Origin of the sequence: Chitinophaga polysaccharea (genome assembly GCF_007829335.1) — a bacterium.
Lineage (GTDB): Bacteria > Bacteroidota > Bacteroidia > Chitinophagales > Chitinophagaceae > Chitinophaga > Chitinophaga polysaccharea_B.
Window position 1 is genome coordinate 1,965,870 of sequence record NZ_VIWO01000001.1, and the last position, 19,283, is coordinate 1,985,152.

Annotated in this window: 12 protein-coding genes and 1 pseudogene; 12 read left to right on the top strand and 1 reads right to left on the bottom strand. The window is 40.8% G+C overall.

The genetic code is table 11. The annotated features are described in order from the left end of the window. The first annotated feature begins 20 nt into the window (after nucleotides 1-20). The 12 genes and pseudogenes from FHW36_RS08095 to FHW36_RS08140 all read left to right on the top strand — a co-directional run bounded on the left by FHW36_RS08095 (nucleotide 21) and on the right by FHW36_RS08140 (nucleotide 18,628). Nucleotides 21-2,405 carry a GH92 family glycosyl hydrolase gene (locus FHW36_RS08095; RefSeq protein WP_246121102.1) on the top strand — a complete coding sequence of 795 codons (2,385 nt, stop codon included), beginning with the start codon at nucleotides 21-23 and terminating at the stop codon, nucleotides 2,403-2,405. A 440-nt stretch (nucleotides 2,406-2,845) separates the two neighbouring features. Then, nucleotides 2,846-2,998 (top strand): annotated as a pseudogene (locus FHW36_RS31035) (putative polyvalent protein kinase domain-containing protein); the annotation flags it as partial. 658 nt (nucleotides 2,999-3,656) lie between these two features. Then, nucleotides 3,657-4,271, top strand: a complete 615-nt coding sequence (locus FHW36_RS08100) for an RNA polymerase sigma factor (protein WP_186452339.1) — start codon at nucleotides 3,657-3,659, stop codon at nucleotides 4,269-4,271. Between the two features lie 80 nt (nucleotides 4,272-4,351). Beyond that, nucleotides 4,352-5,593: a FecR family protein gene (locus FHW36_RS08105; protein ID WP_145665161.1), complete on the top strand. Its 1,242-nt coding sequence runs from the start codon at nucleotides 4,352-4,354 to the stop codon at nucleotides 5,591-5,593. A gap of 308 nt (nucleotides 5,594-5,901) precedes the next feature. Then, nucleotides 5,902-9,351: a TonB-dependent receptor gene (locus FHW36_RS08110; RefSeq protein ID WP_145665164.1), complete on the top strand. Its 3,450-nt coding sequence runs from the start codon at nucleotides 5,902-5,904 to the stop codon at nucleotides 9,349-9,351. 27 nt (nucleotides 9,352-9,378) lie between these two features. Continuing rightward, the gene (locus tag FHW36_RS08115) at nucleotides 9,379-11,124 is read left to right on the top strand and encodes a RagB/SusD family nutrient uptake outer membrane protein (RefSeq protein ID WP_145665167.1); all 1,746 of its coding nucleotides are present in this window, start codon (nucleotides 9,379-9,381) and stop codon (nucleotides 11,122-11,124) included. A 160-nt stretch (nucleotides 11,125-11,284) separates the two neighbouring features. Beyond that, nucleotides 11,285-13,357, top strand: a complete 2,073-nt coding sequence (locus tag FHW36_RS08120; RefSeq protein ID WP_145665169.1) for a hypothetical protein — start codon at nucleotides 11,285-11,287, stop codon at nucleotides 13,355-13,357. A gap of 29 nt (nucleotides 13,358-13,386) precedes the next feature. Then, nucleotides 13,387-14,685 (top strand): alpha-L-fucosidase, encoded by a 1,299-nt coding sequence (locus FHW36_RS08125; RefSeq protein ID WP_145665172.1) that lies wholly within the window; start codon nucleotides 13,387-13,389, stop codon nucleotides 14,683-14,685. Nucleotides 14,686-14,800: 115 nt separating this feature from the next. Then, complete coding sequence (locus tag FHW36_RS08130; protein ID WP_145665175.1) at nucleotides 14,801-15,127, top strand: hypothetical protein; 327 nt, start codon at nucleotides 14,801-14,803, stop codon at nucleotides 15,125-15,127. A gap of 295 nt (nucleotides 15,128-15,422) precedes the next feature. Beyond that, nucleotides 15,423-15,962, top strand: coding sequence for a glycoside hydrolase family 97 N-terminal domain-containing protein (locus tag FHW36_RS30925; protein WP_222429006.1), 540 nt, complete (start codon nucleotides 15,423-15,425; stop codon nucleotides 15,960-15,962). Next, a complete protein-coding gene (locus FHW36_RS30930; RefSeq protein ID WP_222429007.1) occupies nucleotides 15,937-17,289 on the top strand; it encodes a glycoside hydrolase family 97 protein in 1,353 nt (450 codons plus the stop codon). Before FHW36_RS30925 ends, FHW36_RS30930 begins: the two co-directional genes overlap by 26 nt. Nucleotides 17,290-18,319: 1,030 nt before the next feature. Then, entirely contained in the window at nucleotides 18,320-18,628 is a 309-nt protein-coding gene (locus FHW36_RS08140; protein ID WP_145665178.1) for an RNA recognition motif domain-containing protein, read from the top strand. Between the two features lie 186 nt (nucleotides 18,629-18,814). Here FHW36_RS08140 and FHW36_RS08145 read toward each other — a convergent pair. After that, nucleotides 18,815-19,283, bottom strand: a 469-nt coding sequence (locus FHW36_RS08145) for a transposase (protein WP_145665181.1), incomplete at its 5' end; no start/stop codon positions are given.

Genomic DNA, 19,283 nt, shown 5'->3' on the forward strand with positions numbered 1-19,283 from the left:
CGGCGATTATATTTGTGTATATGAAAAAAATATTAGTTTGTCTTTTCTCCCTGGTAGCTATTTTCATTGGATTGCCAGTGATGGTTTCTGCGCAATTGGCAGTGGCAAAAGCCGGTGGTCAACAGGTATCATTCCCCACTAAATATCCCGCAGATTACGTCAATCCGTTTATAGGAGCCAGTACCAATATTGCAAAGGCTGGAGCTGCGCATGGATTGGGAAAAACCTTTCCGGGAGCAGCAACTCCCTTTGGCATGGTGCAGGTAAGTCCCAACACCATTACCGGCGGTGATAACGGTAGCGGCTATAGCTATGAGCATGAGTATATCGAGGGTTTTGCTTTTACGCAAATGAGTGGTATAGGATGGTATGGAGATCTGGGCAACCTGCTCACTACGCCAACAACAGGGCCGTTACAAATTATTGCTGGCCGGCATGCCTCACTGGGAAAAGGGTATCGCTCTCATTACGATAAGAAAAGCGAGACAGCAAATGCGGGTTTTTATGCTGCTTTTCTTACGGATTATGGTATTCGTGCGGAGGCAACAGCGGCGCCTCATAGCGGTATGCTACGGTTTACGTATCCTGCCAGCCAGCAGTCACGCATACAGATGGATCTTGCCAGGAGAGTGGGAGGAACAGCCACAGAAGAGTTTATCAGGGTTAGTGGTAAAGATGCCATCAACGGCTGGATAAAGTGTACACCTGATGGTGGAGGCTGGGGCAATGGCGATGGCAAGGCCGATTATACTGTTTTCTATTATGTGAGATTTAGTAAACCACTGAAAAATTATGGCGCATGGAGTGCAGCAATTCCAGGAAAACAATCACGTAAATTGGAAGATATCAGCAGCATACATTATGATTCGTTGGTGATGGGTGCTACTATTACCAGGCATTTCCAGGAGGAAAAAGGAAAGCATCTTGGCTTTTATACGGAGTTTGCTACAACGGAAGGCGAGGAGGTGTTGATGAAAGTAGGAATATCTTTTGTGAGTATAGAGAATGCCCGGCAAAATCTGGAAAAGGAAATACCTGAATGGGATTTTAACCAGGTAAGAAAAAATGCCCGGGATCTGTGGAATAAAGAGCTTTCAAAAATGAAAATAAGCGGCGGAACAGCAGATCAACGGACTATTTTCTATACCGCTCTTTACCATAGTATGATTGACCCCAGGAACACCACCGATATCAACGGGCAGTATATGGGAGGAGATCACCGCGTGCATCAATCTGCACGATTTGTTAAACGGTCTGTTTTCAGTGGATGGGATGTTTTTAGAAGCGAGTTTCCCTTACAAACAATTTTGAATCCCACCGTAGTAAATGATATGATCAATTCCCTGGTAACACTGGCAGATGAAAGTAATGAGCAATACCTGGAACGATGGGAGTTCCTGAATGCCTATTCTGGCTGTATGATAGGTAACCCGGCAATTGTGGTGATCACTGATGCCTGGAATAAAGGAATAAGAAATTTTGATCTGGCCAAAGCGTACCAATTTGCCAGGCATACAGAGGAAAAATTTGGCAATGGTGCAAGCGGTTTTAAAATTCCTTCAAACGATATTTCCGCTACATTGGAATATGCCTTTAGTGAATGGTGCATGGCCCAGTTGGCAGATTCCTTGAACAAGAAAGAGGATGCACTGAAATATCTCGAACTTTCTAAAAGTTATCTTCATGTATTCGATACAGCAAAAGGTTGGTTCAGGCCAAGAAAGGAAGATGGTAGCTGGCGCCCCTGGCCAGCAGAGGGAAGACTAAAGCAGGATTATGGCACGGTAGAAAGTAATCCGTATCAGCAGGGCTGGTTTATTCCGTTTGATGTGCCGGCGTTGGCAAACTTACTCGGCGGCCCTGATAAAATGGTGGCAGATCTGAATGATTTTTTTGAAAAGACACCTAAAAGTTTTACCTGGAATAATTATTATAATCATGCAAATGAACCCGTGCACCATGTTCCGTTCTTGTTTAACAAGTTAGGCGTACCCTGGCTAACCCAGAAGTGGGCCAGGATTGTTTGTGAAAATGCTTATAGCAATACAGTGGAAGGACTGGTGGGAAATGATGATGTAGGGCAAATGTCGGCCTGGTATGTTTTGGCGGCCAGCGGACTTTATACGGTTTGTCCCGGCGACAACCGATTTGAGATATGTAGCCCTGTTTTCGACGAGATAATCATCAATGGAGGGAAAAGCGCCTATGCACCTGGAAAACCTTTCAGGATCGTTGCCAGGAACAATTCTCCGGCAAATAAATATATCCAGTCGGCAAAGCTAAATGGACATGTTTACAATAAATGCTGGTTAACCTACCAGGATATTATTGCCGGCGGAGAACTGGAGCTTGAAATGGGTAGCCAGCCGATGAAAACCTGGGGAGTTGAAGAGACTAATAGGTAAAGGGAGGTATAAAAGCAAAAAAGTCACACCTTTTTGAGATGAGACTTTTATTTGCGGGGTGGAGGGGACAATGTTCGAACTTATTTGTGGTAGATCTGGAGAAAATTTCCTTGTTGGATCACCAGAAGCAAACTTAAAAAATATCATTGACGGAGTTATCATTGAGGGGGCAGCAGATACTTGCACAGCAACCAGGAATATCCTATGCGCAAGCTTTAGCACAAGTACAACGGTTAAAAGAGATTTCGAAGGTAAAGCAATCACAAAAAAAGAGCAGGTCGAATTCTTAAAAACCTACGCGTCGGAAAAAAATCTTTCGATAAAGCAAGCCCCAAACGAATCCCAATATCTTGCCAGTGTTAAAACAACCGTTTGTTATATCTGACGATGCAGTTGATCTGGCCGATGTTAAAAAATTATTGGTATAAAATGGTTTTGAAAATATATTAAGGAATGGACTTCCTACCAACAATTATTACAATAAAGAGTTAGGATTGATTCTCGAAGATGTACATGATGAAAACGTTATCGTGAAATCCAATACACTTTTTTTATTGATACGGTATTCTATACAGCCTTTCAATAGCGTATAGATTAGAGGTACGCAATTTTTCAGGTAGACTTAACCGAATACTCGCATCATATGGCAACAGAGAGGTAATACGCAGATATTTGAGATGGCTGTACAGCAAAAGATGGCTATAGAAAGCCGCGAATAAAATAGGTACCTTTTGTACTTATTCAATCATGATGATCTGGATTGATCTGATGTATATGCTATTAAATTAAATGTATTAAGAAGTGTATGGCAGCAAACTTTCTGTGCTTGGCAGTTGAGAAATTGAGAGCTACGTTTTCTTTTTTTGCTAAACGAAAATAGTATCAATATATGCTAATTAAAGGGTTATTTATTTATGGTAAAAGATGTAGGTTTAGGTTTAGAGTAGCCTGTTATGAAGGATGTAATATAATAATGATGTGAGTTGGCTCCAGGTGAACCAGTTATTCTGGTATGATTTATATTTTTTATTTATAGCTGATTACTTATTCTAATTCCCGGATGCAGCATTTGAGTTTACCATATTTAATAAAGTTAATTTCAGAGGAAAAGGCATTCGACGAATTGATACATACTATTATCCCAGATTATTATCTTATGAAAGTTCAATCGATTACACCTATTTATTTCCATCATCCAAATACAAGGTCAACTTTTTTTAAGTACGTTTGTGAGACGTTGAAGAAATAACTTTGCAGGAATATTACTATTGTTATAATAATGAGGTAGAACTCCTCCAAGCCCTTAAATCAGGGGACGGTACAGCAGTTAAAGCCGTATTCAGTAAATATTTCCGCCCTTTGTGCCAATATGCTGAAAAACTAACCGGTCGCTTGGAATCTGCCGAAGATATCGTAGCAGATACTTTTGTAAAGCTCTGGCATCGCAGGGAGCAATTTGAAAGTCTGGAGAACGTACGGCATTTTCTTTATCGTGTGGCCCGCAATGCAGCTTTGAATGAGCTTAGAAATGAAGGCCGGCATCAGGCTACACATACAGAGCTAGGTAATCTTTACCAGGAAGCTCATTTTTCGGCAGAAGATCTCGAAGAAGAGGAGATCAGGGCAGAGCTGCTGGCGGAGATTTATCAGGAAGTGGAAAATCTCCCAGATAAATGCCGTGAAATTTTCAAATTGTTATTTTTTAATGGATTGTCGACCGAAGAAGTATCCATCCAACTGGGTATTATGCCTCAAACGGTGCGGAACCAGAAATCCAGGGCCATCCAACTATTGCGTGCCCAGCTATTGAAAAAAGGCCATTTGTTGGCGGCATGGTCTTTACTTTTCCTCCTGCCTCATTCCTAAGTGTCAAATTTTTTTATTTTCTTTTGGTTGAAATGCCAACTTCGGGGTAACTGGTTGATATAATTCAATTTTTGTACGTTATGAACATGCCCCTTCACCGCATTACTGAACTGATTCTTAAATACCACCGCCATACTTTGGTACCGGAGGAGCAGGAAGAGTTACAGCAGTGGCTGGCGGGTTCGGAAAGGCGGCAGCAATTGTTCATAGAGCTGACAGATATAAAGTGGTTGAAAGAACAACTGGAGCAACAGGATAAATATTCGGAGCAAAAGATATGGAGTAAATTCGAAGCACTTGTACCGGAAGTCCTTACAAGTATTCCCGAACCGTCAATACCTCTGACTAAAGTGCGGTTATTGCAACGCATCGGGCTGCGTTGGGCTGCTGCAGCCGCAATTTTCGTGTTACTAGGAGCCGGAATGCTTGTATATACAAGGCTACATAAAACAACCGCCAATTTGGCGATACCCCAAGTGGCTCATAATATCCTGCCTGGCGGTAACAAGGCTGTCCTGACCTTGAACAGTGGCCAGCAAATCATCCTGGACAGCGCCCCCAAAGGCCAGTTAACGATTCAGGGTACCTCCCAGGTCAGTAAAACTGATAACGGAAAGCTAAGCTATGCTGCAATCGGGCCGGCAACAGGAACGGCAGTCCTATACAATACCTTGTCTACCCCCCGTGGGGGGCAATACCAGGTAACACTGCCGGATGGTACTTCGGTTTGGCTTAATTCAGCTTCATCTATTACGTTCCCAACGACCTTTAGCGAAAATGAACGATTGGTAAAAATAACCGGGGAAGCCTATTTTGAAGTAGCACATATCATTTCCCAAAAAACATTTGAAAAAGTGCCTTTTGTTGTAGAAGCTGGCGGCACTAAAGTCACCGTATTGGGAACTCATTTTAATGTAAATGCCTATACCGATGAAGATGCAGTAAAAACCACGTTGATAGCAGGTGCTGTTAAAGTGAGCAGTGGTAACATTTCAAAGATGATCAGGCCGGGAGAACAATCCCGTCTAAACGGCAAAACAAATAGCTATGAAATAATTCATCCTGACCTGGAAGATGTACTAGCCTGGAAAAATGGAAAATTTTCATTCAGGAACACCGACGTCAGAGCCATTATGCGCCAGATATCCCGTTGGTATGATGTGGATATTCGCTATAAAGGCAACTTATCAGGAATTTTCTTTTCCGGCGGTATATCAAGAAAGGATAATATAGACAAACTGCTGGAACTATTGGAGTTGGATGGACGGATACGGTGCGATATTAAAGGCAGGGAACTTACCGTAATGCCAAATGAGCAATAGAAGCTGCGTGAAAAGATAACCAAAAAAAGCAGACCTGTAATCAAATAATTAACGAGAATGTCAGTACAGCTGATTAGCTGGATTAGTGCTATTCGTGGTTACCGCGAATGCTAAAGAATTCCTTAGAACAGTAACCAATTTATTAACCAAAATTAAAGCTGCCCATGCCAGTTAAAAGTAAGTAATAGCAAAACGCGTCGCTAAAATAAAAAGAGAATCCTGCGGGGGCAAGATTCTCCGAAATTTTGGCTACTGCTGATTCCTTTTCTGTTAAAAAAACGCTTAGTAATCCAAAACTTTACAAAAGTATGAATAATAATTTTAATGGTAATGCTTTCCGGCCAGGAAGGTATTTGTCAGCCAAATTGCTGCTTTTTATGAAATTAACTACATTTTTTCTCGTAGTGGCCTTCTTACATGTAAGTGCAAAAACTTTTTCCCAGAAAGTTTCTATCTCCGGCAAAAAACTGCCGCTTGAAAAAATTTTTGATATAGTAAAAAAACAAACAGGATATGATGTGCTTTATAACCCGGAGTTGCTTAAAGAAACCAAGCCTGTTTCTATATCTATAAAAGATATTGACCTGCAGTCAGCATTGAATCTTTGCCTGAAAGATCAACCAGTAGGTTTCTATATCCGGTATAATACTGTTGTTGTTACCTCTAAATTAAATCCGACCACCTCTTCTCCGGAAATTGATAGCGAAATAGGGAAGCCGATTCCATTGCAGGTTAAAATACAGGGTAGAGTATCTTCTGAAAAGGGAGAGCTATTGCCTGGCGTTACAATAGTGGTAAAGGGAACACATAATGGAACCACAACGAATGACAAAGGGGATTTTACTGTTGATGCTAATCCCGGTGATGTACTCGTCTTTTCAATTGTAGGGTACACGTCACAAGAAATAATTGTTGGCAACCAAACAAGTATAAATGTCGTGTTGAAAATGTCTGTAAATGAGGTGGAACAGGTAGTTGTTATCGGTTATGGAACGCAGCGGAAAGCAAGTTTAACCGCAGCTATTTCAACAATATCTTCCGATGAGATAAAGTTAATACCATCATCAAATCTTTCAAATGTACTGCAAGGCCGTTTATCAGGTACCTATGTAAGATCAACAACAGGAACTCCCGGTATAGCTTCCGATATTAAAATAAGAGCCAATACATCTTTTAATAACACGCCGGTAATCTATGTTATCGATGGAGTGGTAAGAGATGCTACAAGTTTTAATGCCTTATCGCCTAATGAGGTTGCCGAAATCACGGTGTTAAAAGACGCTGCTTCTGCTGCTATATATGGTTCCCGTTCATCAGGGGGCGCTATTTTAGTTACTACAAAAAGCGGAAGGTCAGGGAAACCCGTTATAGAATTTAGTACAGTTGCCAGTACCAGCCATTTTGCAAACCTTCCACAGCTTAGTGACATGAGCTATAATCTGAAAATGCAGCGGGAGAATTTAGGAAGATCACTTTCTGATGAAGAAGTTTCCTGGGTGATGAAAAACAATCCCGACGGGATGGAATATTTTAATTCAGCTTATTCAACGCCAAACAATCAAAATTATGCTTTAAGCATATCCGGAGGAACTGATATGGTTAAGTATTTCATTGGTGGGTCCTATTTTAATGAAAAAGGCGCATTACCACAGGTAGGTTATAAAAAGTATAACCTACGGGGAAATATCCAGGTCAAATTAACCAGGGATTTGTCGGTAGGTCTAAACTTAAGCAATAGCTATGGTCTAAGAAGCAGGTTTAGCTCTAATTGGTATGGTAACAGTGCCAATCTGAATACCTACTATTTTATGTATGCAGCAGATCCTTTTTTTCTACCTTATATTGATGGGAAAGCAGTTGACCCACAAGGGAATCCTAATATTACCGAATTGATGAAAAACAGCGGATATTGGAATAACCCAAATCAACAAATAGATGTATTGCCCAGTCTGGAGTATAAAATACCATTTGTTAAAGGTTTAAAAGCAAGAGTATCTTATTCAAAAAATATTGACAATAATTTTATTAAAGTTTTTGGAAAGCAATCAACCCAGTATATTTTCAAAAAGACTGGCCCCAATAGCTTAATTCCAACAAATGAAGTGCTATCAACGGTAAAGAATCCTGAACCCAGCCAGGAATATGTTGGAAATGAATACTCCAAATCAAATGCCTACCAATTTAATACACAATTAACCTATGAAGGTCGTTTCGGGAAACATCGCATAGATGCCATTGCCGCTTATGAACAATATGAATTTTCTTCTAACTATTTCAATGGATATCGTTATACATTCCCTCTTTACGCTACCGATCAGTACTTTGCCACCAGTGGAGATAGCAAAAACTGGAAAACTACAGGAAGCGAAGGACAGGATGGCAGATTATCCTATATAGGCAGAATTAACTATGACTACGACAATAAATACTTACTGTCCGCTTCATTGAGAGCTGATGGCTCCATAAAATTTTCGCCCGCCAAAAGATGGGGGTATTTCCCCTCAGTGTCTGCAGGATGGGTAATATCGAATGAGAATTTCTTTAAGTCATTAAATGCTAATAGAATTGTCGATCTTTTTAAACTGCGGGCATCACTGGCATCAACAGGAAACGATGCAATAGGTGGCTGGCAGTGGTTGGAACAGTTTAATTTGTCGGGCAGTTCTTTTTACCGCGGTGGTGGCGGCGGAATTACGGCTCCTTTATTGACTTATGGAGGAACACCCAATCCCAAACTGACCTGGGAAAAATCTAATACTTATAATATAGGATTTGATGCCCGATTTGTTCAAAACTTATCGCTAACGGTTGAATACTGGTTAAGACGAACTTACGACATCCTGGGCAATCGTATTTTAGCAATACCAAGTGAGTTTGGAGCATCATTGCCTGCTGAGAATTACGGAAAGGTGAATGGACATGGTTTTGAAATAGAATTGGGGTATGCGAATAAACTTGGTAAAAATTTTTCTTACAATATAAGAGGGAATTTTTCTTACGCAACAACGAATGTGATAAAATGGGATGTGGCAGGGGGTACCCAGGAAGTTAATAATCCGATTGGGAAAACATTATCGTATTTCACGGGCCTGAAGTCATTAGGCGTTTTGCGTACACAGGCTGACCTGGATAAATTACCTGCAGGGTATACTATAAACGGCGCAAAACCCGAATTAGGCATGCTCAATTTTGCTGATATTGACGGCCCCGGTAAAGATGGCAAACCCGATGGTAAGATTGATTCATATGACAATGTGATATTAGGGAAGTATAATGGGGCGGGTAATGCGCCATTTTCTTATGGTCTAAACGTGGATTTATCATTCAAAGGTTTTAATGTAGGTTTCAGCCTTGCAGGGTTGGGCGGATTTAAAACAGTATATACTGATTATTATGGGCGACAACTAGATAAGACACAGCGCTTTTCCTCCTTCTATAATGACTCATGGTCAACCGATAATCCAAATGGCAAGGCTCCAAAATTATATGGGTTTGGAGATGCCAGGCAGACTTACCAGCCACAGTCTACCTACAATACTTTTGATGGCAGCTTCTTACGTTTAAAATATATTAACATCGGATATGGGATACCCGAAATTATTACAAATAAGGTGGGGTTGAGCAATATAAGGCTCTTTCTTTCAGGCACGAATTTGCTGACACTATCCAGGTTCAAATATTATGATCCTGAAATAGCTGGTTTCAGCGCCTATCCGCTCATGAAGACGTATTCTTTCGGTGTTGATGTGAAATTTTGATTTTTTGTATCTTTTATTATTTATGCAATGAAAAGAAAAATAACGCTCATTTTATGTACAGCGATGAATTTAGTTGCGTGTACTAAAGTATTAGATAAACAAAATCTTACTGCGATAAGCCCTTTAGCCGTATGGAGCGATGCCAATGTTGCAACGGCTTATGTGAATAATATTTATAATCAATTGATGCCGGGTAACCCGAGTTGGGATGGAAATAATACTGACGAAGCAGCTCCCTGGACCAAGCAAACAAATGATTGGCTTTTAGGAACTGCCACGTATGATAGTTGGGACAATTTTGGACGATATAATAATATCCGTACCATTAATATTTTTCTTGACAATATCAATAATGCCACTTTTGATGCTTCTATGAAGCAGAACCTGAAAGGAGAGGCCTTCTTCTGGCGTGCATGGTGTTATTATGATATAGTTAAAGGATATGGAGGTGTTCCATTAATCCTACATGCGCAGGCAGCTACCTCAGACCTTACTTCTCTGCAATTGCCGCGTAATAAAACATCGGAGTGCGTAAAACAGATTATTGCGGATTTGGATAGTGCCATTGCCAATTGTAATGATTATTGGAGCACATCAGATCTGAATTTTGGCAGGGTTGACAAAGGAATTGGCATGGCGTTTAAAGGCCGTGTTCTTAATTTCTTCTCAAGCCCATTATTTAATGGTGCCAATGGTGCGGCGACCTGGCAAATGGCTTACGATGCTAATTTGGCGGCCAAAAACTTCTTAAATGCGCATGGCAAAGGATTATATGCTCCTTTTAGCAAAATATGGAATGACGAATTGAACAAAGAACAGGTATTTGTCAGGCGATTTAATTATCCTCAATCAACCTACTTTCAAGGCGCCGAAGTACCATTGGACTATTCGAAAGATGATGTTGGTTCCGACCATCCTTCTCTCGAACTGGTTAATGCGTTTCCGATGAAGGACGGTTCAGCGTGGAATCCTGCTACCATGTCCTACGACACTTTATTTATGCATCGTGATGATAGATTTTATGCCAGTATCTATTTTAACGGCGCCCCTGTTCAATATGTCAAAGGTATGTCGGATGCTAATACTTATGAATGGACGTACTGGAATGTAATTACCAGTTATAATGGCGGATTATGGTCGCCGGTAGGTGTGCATAATACGATTACCAACGAAGGTACATTGCCTAGTACTACGAGCTTTTACAGGATGAAAGCAATAGATCCCAATATGACCAGGAATACTGTGTATCAGGCAGCTGTGGATTGGCCGGAAATAAGATATACGGAAGTACTGATGAATTACGGTGAAGCGGCCAATGAAACAGGAAGATCGTCTGAGGCGTTAGATGTCTTATATCAGGTAAGGCAAAGAGCCGGTATATTGCCGGGTGCGGGTGGTAAGTATGGTATTACAGCCAACGCAAAACAAGACATTCGTGTTGCTTACCAAAAAGAACGTTTTGTGGAATTTTGTTTTGAAAATAAACGTTGGGATGATTTGAGAAGATGGAAAATGTTTGATTATTTAAGAGGACTGACTCAGCGTCATGGCCTGGCTATTTTATTGAAACCGGGTCAGGCAGATGTTAAACCTTTGGATGATATTTATTCGGTATGGAATAAATTTACTTCAACGGTTGTGACTGTCGATCGATCTAGTCTCGTTATCCCGGATCAATACTATTTTTACGGTATTCCCAAAGAGAGGTTAGATAGAAATCCTTTATTGAAGCAGAATATTAACTGGGGTGGTGATTTTGATCCCCTCCAATAAACCGAAAACTATCACATTTTAAATTTTTATTTCCGCCATTGTAGACAAAAAGGGGGAGCGTTATTTAACACAACCCCCGTTTATTTTCTTTATAGATGGAATTATTAAGGAGTCTGACATTCCAAATGTTTCCAGGGCGAAAGTAGACATCAAGGATATCATGAAAAAACTACTCTTTATATGCATTCTCTTTCCTTTACTGGTCAGGGCCACCGGGTTTACCGTTCAATCTTCCGGCCACCATGCCTCTATCGCATTTAGCGCTACAGAATTAAAGGCATTTTTAACCGCTAAGGAGGGGTTTTATTACACCACCAATCCTTCAAAAGCGGATTGGATCATAATATTAAAAAAAGATTCCACTTTATCTGAATCGGGTTTTTCGGTAAACTGTTTTGCAAAAAACAGTAAACAGTACATAGAACTGAGCGGCGCTGCCGATAAAGACATCCCGTGTGCGGTTTATACACTGCTTGAAAAGCTGGGTTATACATTCGAATTTGATGGGTATCATTTAAACGGTAAAATCAACAAAGCCGCCATTCGGAATTACGGTGAAACTATCACGCCGTTGGTAAAATACCGGGGCATAAGACAACACATTAACTTTCCGATGGATATTTCCTCGTATTCCCTGGCCGATGCCAAACAGTATATCCGTAACCTGGCTAGGATGCGGTTTAACCATATTGTTTTTCATAGTTATCCGGGCCAATGGTATGAAATAAAGAAAAAGGATACGATGGAATATGCGGGCCAATTTTTTTATGGCGACCGGCACGATATACCCGCCAATCCATTCATCAAACAACATGTACACAATAAAAAGACATTTTGTATTCCAGAGATAGAACCCTTTTTTGACAATATTCCCAAACGCAGCAAGATGGCCGTGCATTGGCTAAATGAGGTCATGAGTGAAGCAAAAAGAGCAGGGATGACGGTTCAACTATCCTATGAACCGAGAAGCACATCTACGGACGTAGGGGAAACAATAGATGCTCTCCGGCAAATTTATCACCAATACCCGCAGGTAGATGCTATCGAAATGATTACAGAAGAAAGTGGCGGCTGGGGGCCCAGCAACACCGCGGAGGAAACTAAAGCCGTGCTGACTTCATTCTTTAAGAACGAAATTTTAAATGACAGCATTATAACAGCGCCGATCCGGCCAGTGCAATCTGACCTGGGGTATATCTATGGGCAAATCGGGCATATCCTGAAAACGATGGACGTAGTAAAGGAACAACATACTCAGCTGCCGTCATTGAAGCTTGGAATCTACTGTACCAATCAATATAATGTGGCATCTTATCATCTCGCGAGAAAATATTTGCCGGCCAGTCAAATAAGCATTTTGCCGGCACATGGAAGTGCCAATGTAGCCAACAATGCGCCACTGGTTTTGCAAACAGGAGAAAACTGGGGAAATACCACCATCTATTCATGGCTGGAATTTGACGGTATGATGTACCTGCAACAAAACGGCATTGAAGGTATTTACCGGCTGGTAGACGGTCGGCCCGATAAATCCCCTTCGGTGCGATTAAGTACAATTGATTTTAATCATTGGCGGACGCCAGAAAATAAAATTACAGCAAGGTATGCGGCACTTGCTACATTGTATGGTGCAGAAGCGCCTGCATTGTTTTATAAACATTATGCCCAGCGATTGGGAATTGCGTCGCCAGATACATTCAGTATGGCCATGCAATTGTTACAAACAGCTTTCAGTTCCCATACCTCCAATTTGGGGTTTGCCTGGATGGGGGCCTGGCGCAATGGATTTAATTTTCAACCAGATAGCGATTTACAAGACATGTTGCGGCTTTACGAGGCAGCAAGAAATGAATTGGGAAAATGTTCTAAGAGAAACAAAGATAAATATGCCGAAAATGCGATTGCATTTCTAGACAACAGGTTAAGAACTACTATTATTTACCTGCAGGCATTTATCAAAGCCAATGAACTAAACAAGCCAGGTATTAGCCATGGAGAATACAATGCCGTTTGTAATGATGTGCTGAATTTGTTTAACGAATGTATGAAAGTATATGCCGAAATGATGCCTGATCGTGGATGCGAGGGGACATTAATCAACATGTATCTTTCTCCGGTCAGGGCGGTCAAAATATCAAGGCAGAAGAAAACAGGCGTACCATTGGACGAACCGTTAAAACCAGCATCGCATTATGATGCACCGGCGCCACCGATATTTAACGGTGGTCATTAAGTATAAAAATTTCATCAAGCTAAAGTAATATGTTAAAAGTCTCTCTTTCCACCCTCGTTTTGTTATTAATATCTGCAATCAGCTTTTCTCAGAAAGGCTATGTCCCTGCGCAAGAAAACCTTGAAAACAGGAAACAGTTCCAGGATAATAAATTCGGGGTATTTATTCATTGGGGCCTCTATAGCATGATGGCCGATGGCGAATGGGCTATGAATGTCAAAAAAATTAACTACAGTGAATACAGCAAACTGGCAGGTGGATTCTGCCCGTCAAAATTCAATGCAAAACAATGGGTAGCAGATATAAAAGCAGCCGGAGCAAAGTATATCTGTATTACCTCACGTCATCATGATGGTTTTTCAATGTTCGATACCAAGCAATCGGATTATAACATTATGGTGGCATCTCCCTTTAAGCGGGATGTATTAAAAGAACTCGCTGATGAGTGTCATAAGCAAGGTGTCAAATTGCATTTTTATTACTCATTACTCGATTGGGGACGGCCTGATTACAATCCCAATGGCGAGCTTATTGTAAAAGAGGGGGAAAACAAAAAGGCCAGGTGGGAAACTTATCACCAGTTTATGCTAAACCAATTGAAGGAATTGTTAACCAACTATGGCGAAATTGGGGCCATTTGGTTTGACGGGGCTTGGGATAAAAGCAAGTCCTTCGACTGGAAATTTGATGAAATCTATTCCCTTATCCACTTATTGCAGCCAGGATGCCTGATCATCAATAATCACCATTGGGATGCTCTTCAAGGCGAAGATGCCCAGGCCTTTGAGCGCGATTTGCCAGGGCAGAATACTGCCGGTTTTTCCGCTGGGGCTAATATTGGACAACTTCCATTAGAGACTTGCGAAACTATGAATGACTCATGGGGATATAAAATCACAGATAAGAATTATAAGTCTGAAAAATCACTGGTGCAATACCTGGTAAAGGCAGCTGGTAATAATGCCAACTTGTTGCTTAATGTTGGCCCCAGACCAGACGGGACCTTACCAGATACAGCTGTGGCGCGGTTGAAAGCTATGGGAGATTGGTTGAAGAGTTACGGGGAAACCATTTATGGCACCAGGGGCGGACCGGTAGGCCAGCGTACCTGGGGGGTAACTACTACAAAAGATAACCGGGTCTTTGTTCATATTCTAAACTCACAGGATAAAGCGTTATTTCTACCGCTTCCTGGCAAGAGTATAAAGTCGGCCCGGGTATTTATTAACAATGAGCCAGTGAAGTTTGTACAACAGAGAGAAGGGGTATTGCTGTTGCTCGATAAGACGCCGGGTGACATGGATTATGTGATTGAGCTTAGGTTTTAAGGCTCCAATAGATCTATTTTGTAGTTAACTTTTATAGAATAATTTGTAATGAAAAAATGAAAGAGAAATTTTCACAGACAGCCGGTTCTTGGGGGGAAGAAAAAAGATCTGGGTGATGGGGCACGCGCCGATTATTTCACAGACCCTGCTTCATTATTTGGAAGTGCGCTGTATTCCCTTGCAGCTTGCCTTGAGGTTTTGCCGGGAAATTAAGCACTCCCTTTATAAAATGGATTATTACGCCGTCGGTTTTAAGAATGATGCCGATGGATATGAATTGCGCAATCCTTATTTCAAAGGAAGTTCCAGTCCCAAGGGGTTCACTGGAGAAACGGGAACCCTGCGCATGGCGCGTTTTTTTTGGTCTATTGGTAGTCTATCAAAGTGCGATTGTGCTGTTTCGGTTTACTTAGTTTTATTTGGGTTGACTTGTCGATACTAATTTACAACATTTAAGTTTTCGTGCCACCAATGTTCTCTTCGTTATCACTTTTTTTTTCGTCGCATAAATCATTTCCTCGTCCCTTGTAGCAGCTGCACTACCACATATAAGTCGTTAGGTTTTATCACAACTTTCCGAATACTCAAAGCCTCACTGCACGTGGGTCTATGTGATAGTCTCATTGGAGGGCGTATTTCGATGAAAAACGGGGAGTTAAGGGCAATTTATTTTTTTTAAATAAAAAAAACTGCATTAGAATATTAGTTTTGTTTTTTATTTAATAGTGTTCTATATAATGAAATGTATCAATATTCTATACACCTTTTTGCTGTTAACCACTGCAAAAGGGGTGTTTGGACAAAGTCAGGCTGTTATAATTAATAGCCCTAATAAACGGCTGTCCTTAACTGTTTTTACGGCAGATAAAAAACTTGTCTACTCGATTCAATCAGGAAGTACTCCAATAATTACTACTTCTGCGCTTGGCTTGGTAATAGATAATATGGATTTGGGCGATAATGTGCGGATAATCGATGTAGCTACACTGAGCAAAATAAATGAGACTTATACAATTTTAGGCAATCATAGCATCACGCATAACCGGGCGAACGAAGCCGAAATACCAATGGTTGCTTCAGGTAAGAAATTTAGTATTATTGTCCGCGTTTATAATGACGGTGTGGCTATCCGTTACGGCCTTCCCCCCAATTCAAAGCGGATTGACAGTGAACGCACTACTTGGACCTTGCCAAACAATGTTACTAAAATAGCCTGGGCCGATTTTTCGCAAAGTTATGAGGGCTCAAGTTATGTTACGACAGGCAAAGATACCTGAAGGGAAAACCATAATGATGCCGGTTACTTTTGAAGCAAACGGCTATTATGTTTCAATATCAGAAGCTGACTGTGAAAGTTTTTCGGATATGGCATTGACCCGAAACGGTAATATGCTGTGCGCAGATTTCCCATTTGCCAAAAAAGGGTGGGAGATAAAGCCGCCAGCAGCTAAAATTCAGCTAGATGGCACATATCATGGGAAACTGGTTTCGCCGTGGCGCACTACGCTTGTTACCAGCTCAATTAATGAGCTCATTAATTCGGACCTGATAACCAATTTATGTCCGCCACCGGCAGAAGGATCAGATTTTTCATGGGTTAAACCTGGCAGAAGCCTTTGGCAGTGGTGGAGCATTGGCTCACCAAAGTTTGAAGACCAGAAAAACTGGTATGACGCCGCTGCTAAATTGAAATGGGAATACTATCTTGTTGATGATGGATGGCGCTATTGGAAACAACCGGGTAAAGATCAATGGGCGCTATTGAAAGAGGTAATAGATTATGGAAAGACAGTTGGTGTAAAATCACTTGTTTGGGTTGATTCAAAAGAGTTTCGAAAAGCGTCGGAACGCAAGGCTTACCTGGAAAAAGTTAAGGCGGCCGGTGCCGATGGCATTAAAATTGACTTTATACCCGAGGCTACTGTTGATATAATGCAATGGTATGCCGAAACCCAGCAGGAATGCGCCAACCTAAAATTATTACTTAACTTTCATGGCAGTGTAAAGCCTACAGGCCTGCGCCGCACTTTTCCTAATGACATTTCACGTGAAGCAATAATGGGTAATGAATACCACATGACCAGATACAATCGTGTTATGTCTCTACAGCATGATGTTACTATTCCCTTTACTCGTTTTTTGTCCGGTCCAGGCGACTTTACACCAGTAATATTAAATCCAAAGGAACTGACAACTACTAAATTTTCGTGGCCTCATGAGTTTGCCCAGGCTATTGTTTACCTGTCTCCAATTACTCATTTTGCCGATCAATACCAGTTTTATTTGGATAACCCCATGTTCGATCTTTTTCAGCAGGTGCCTACGACCTGGGATGAAACCAAAGTACTTTCCTGCACAAGGATGGGTGATGTGGTCGCCTTTGCGCGGCGTAAAGGTGATACCTGGTGGATAGGGGTAATGAATGGCGCCACCGAACGGGAAATAAAGATACCACTTGATTTCTTGGCTAAGAAGAAACTGGCCACACTTGTTTATGATGGCGTTACCAATACCAGCGTTGACAGACGCGAGCAAACCTTATCTAAAAAAGATGTATTGACCATAAAACTGCTACCAGGCGGGGGATTTATAGCCAAAATTTAATATGCTGAGCTTCTAGTTCCGCAAAACTGATAATCAAATACGTCAAAGCCATACGAATCAAATAAATGCAAGTTTAGTTTGCGGTCAAATCCGCGTTTAATCCATCAATTCGGGTGTGAAGGATGCGCTATTCACTGGGTTAATTTTGGGAAATACTACTCACCTTCATCAAGCGGCAAAAGAGTTTTTTTTCAAAGGGCCTGGTAGGAAATTTTATTGTGTTTACTCTACTTAATGAGAGGTCTAATATCAATCATTTGCATTCTAAATATATCGGCACTGGTGGTAAGAAATTCATAGTAGCAAATCGCAAAAATTATCTTTTGTATGATAACAAAAGTGTAAATAAAATTACACTTGATAGCACTATCCATTTGGGAGAACTAGGTTGTTAAAAATAACATATATGTAGAATACGAGAAAAAACGTAACTTAAGCTAGAAATAAAAGGATTCGTGTATGAAAAAGTCTTTGCAGCGCTTGGCATCCTTTGCCAATTTTGATCTTCCCCTTAATGTAGGCTGCAATCAGCTACTTCTCTGTATAATTCACAATAAACAAATAACAGCTATTCCCGTTGGGACATTGAAGGCACACGAAGAAAGCTAATCTCTAATTATTGGTATAGGCATGTGCTTTGTAACTTGGTAAGTGATAGTTAGCGGAGGTAAAGCTACGCTAAGTGAACGATGCTTGTTAGGCGAGCATAGACTAAAAAATAGACCAAAAAGAAAAACCCGCGACTAGCACGGGTTCCTTCGAGATTTTGCGGAATACCTGGGACAAGTTTCGAACTATTTTTATCTGCAATTCCAGCATACAGCCATTTTTAGTTTACAGAGCGTTAGAGTTGTAAGTAGCTAACTTTTAACGTACTTGTAATATTCCCATAAATTAATCCTGTAATACCCAATTTATTGCCCTAACTTTAGCAAGTTTGCATTTGGCTTCTTCTGATTTAGTTTGGGTGGCTTTTTCTTCCTAAGTTATTGTTTTTCAGTAGTGTATATATTTAATTAAAATTATATTTGTGAATATTTTTGTAGGTAATATAAGTGACAGAACAACTGAAGATGAGATATGGTCTTTATTTGACCCATTTGGAGTTGTATATAGTATTAATGTGGCTTATGATAAGTACAGTGGCCGTTCTAAAGGCTTTGCATTTGTTGAAATGCCAGACGATTCCAATGCAGTGCTGGCAATTAAGGAATTGAATAATTCAGTAGTTGCTGGCAAGACAATAGTAGTGTATGAGGCGCGTCCAAAACCTGAAAGACCAGAAAATAATCGTTTCTCGAGATCCGGCCCAAGCGGTGGATTTAGACCCAGATACTAATAGTTGATGTTTTAAAACGTCGATTACCTTTATCTGTTAAGAGAGCAGAAGAGCAAAGCTGTAAACTATGTTAAGTAGTTTGTAGCTTTGCTTTTACTTTTCTATGTACCGGATAGCAGCAACCCAAGCTGAATTTTCCACTTAATTTTTAATCGAAACTCGGGATCAAGTTGAAAAGTTGGGGAATTAGGCATAAAGTTTATATAATCTAAACAGAAAGAATTCTACATCCCGTACCCCTCGAAGAGCGTTTCTAAAGGACTTTATTTTCGCATTAAATGACTCAGCAGCAGCGTTGGTAGCTCTGTTATTGAAAAAGTTTAGGATGCCTAGATAATGCGTCCTGATAGATCTGGCAACAGTTTTAAAGGATAATAGCCCTGATCCATCCACATCGTTATACCATAATGCAAGTTTCTTAAAAGCCTCTTCTTTACATTTAGAATGTCTGTAAATTTCACCCAGATCAAGGGATAATTGATAAGACTTTTGAATCAAAGGATAATGGCTAAACAATAACTCTGCCCGCTGTTTTTGCTCTCTGGTCCATAGTTTGGGGCGCTTAAACAATAGGTATCTACTTCTGGCTAAGAGCTGTTTGAGGGTATCTCCATTGTAAAGCCTGGTCGGCTCCCATTTTACCTTATTACGTTTG

Bases quoted from the DNA above. Each gene is read 5' to 3' on its own strand.
- FHW36_RS30925 (WP_222429006.1), top strand. From the start codon at position 15,423: ATGAAATGTATCAATATTCTATACACCTTTTTGCTGTTAACCACTGCA.
- FHW36_RS08120 (WP_145665169.1), top strand. From the start codon at position 11,285: ATGAAAAAACTACTCTTTATATGCATTCTCTTTCCTTTACTGGTCAGG.
- FHW36_RS08105 (WP_145665161.1), top strand. From the start codon at position 4,352: ATGAACATGCCCCTTCACCGCATTACTGAACTGATTCTTAAATACCAC.
- FHW36_RS08125 (WP_145665172.1), top strand. From the start codon at position 13,387: ATGTTAAAAGTCTCTCTTTCCACCCTCGTTTTGTTATTAATATCTGCA.
- FHW36_RS30930 (WP_222429007.1), top strand. From the start codon at position 15,937: ATGTTACGACAGGCAAAGATACCTGAAGGGAAAACCATAATGATGCCG.
- FHW36_RS08130 (WP_145665175.1), top strand. From the start codon at position 14,801: ATGGGGCACGCGCCGATTATTTCACAGACCCTGCTTCATTATTTGGAA.
- FHW36_RS08110 (WP_145665164.1), top strand. From the start codon at position 5,902: ATGAATAATAATTTTAATGGTAATGCTTTCCGGCCAGGAAGGTATTTG.
- FHW36_RS08115 (WP_145665167.1), top strand. From the start codon at position 9,379: ATGAAAAGAAAAATAACGCTCATTTTATGTACAGCGATGAATTTAGTT.
- FHW36_RS08095 (WP_246121102.1), top strand. From the start codon at position 21: ATGAAAAAAATATTAGTTTGTCTTTTCTCCCTGGTAGCTATTTTCATT.